The sequence below is a fragment of the Desulforamulus aquiferis genome (assembly GCF_030577015.1).
GTDB lineage: Bacteria > Bacillota > Desulfotomaculia > Desulfotomaculales > Desulfotomaculaceae > Desulfotomaculum > Desulfotomaculum aquiferis.
The window spans coordinates 1-719 of record NZ_JARPTC010000053.1 but is presented as its reverse complement, the minus strand read 5'-3'; the positions used below and the strand labels follow the sequence as shown (position 1 = coordinate 719).

The following is a 719-nucleotide window of genomic DNA, read 5'->3' as shown; positions in this document are numbered from 1 at the left end:
TTCCTCCGGGTACTTAGATGTTTCAGTTCCCCGGGTGCCCTCCTCTATGCCTATGTGTTCAGCATAGGGTGACGGAGTTTTGCTCCGCCGGGTTGCCCCATTCGGGTATCCACGGATTAACGCCTGCTTGCGGCTCCTCGTGGCTTTTCGCAGCTTTCCACGCCCTTCTTCGGCTCTTAGCGCCAAGGCATCCACCATGTGCCCTTTTCTTCTTGACCTACTTGCTTTTCTTGCTTTTCGAGATGTAATTAGCTTAATGTTTTCCGCGGCATTTCCCACTTCCAACCTCTCACTTCTCGCATCTCATTTGCTCGGCTACATTGCTGTATCCTGCAAAATTGTATTTACTACGACGCTTTACTTGTTTGCTGTTCAGTTTTCAAGGAACAATTTTCTCGGAAGCAGGAGAACCGTCCCCGTGCTTCCCGGATTTATGATTTTACTCTCTGAGAGTCTTAAAATCAACCGGAAGTTTCTGGTTGATTTTAGAGTACTTCTCTAGTTGGGTTCTTTTTCGAACTTCGAATTCCGAACCTCGAACCTCGAGAAGGTCTCTCAAAACTAAACAGGTAGATGATAAATGATCGACCAGAGTTTCTTGAACCGAAGGTTCAAGGTACTCCTTAGAAAGGAGGTGATCCAGCCGCACCTTCCGATACGGCTACCTTGTTACGACTTCACCCCAATCATCAACCCCACCTTCGACGGCTGCCTCTCTT

2 rRNA genes are annotated in these 719 nt (G+C 48.0%); both read right to left on the bottom strand.

The annotated features are described in order from the left end of the window. Positions 1-218, bottom strand: a 23S ribosomal RNA gene (locus P6N53_RS18465); the annotation flags it as partial. 409 nt (positions 219-627) lie between these two features. Beyond that, positions 628-719: ribosomal RNA gene (locus P6N53_RS18460) — 16S ribosomal RNA — on the bottom strand; the annotation flags it as partial.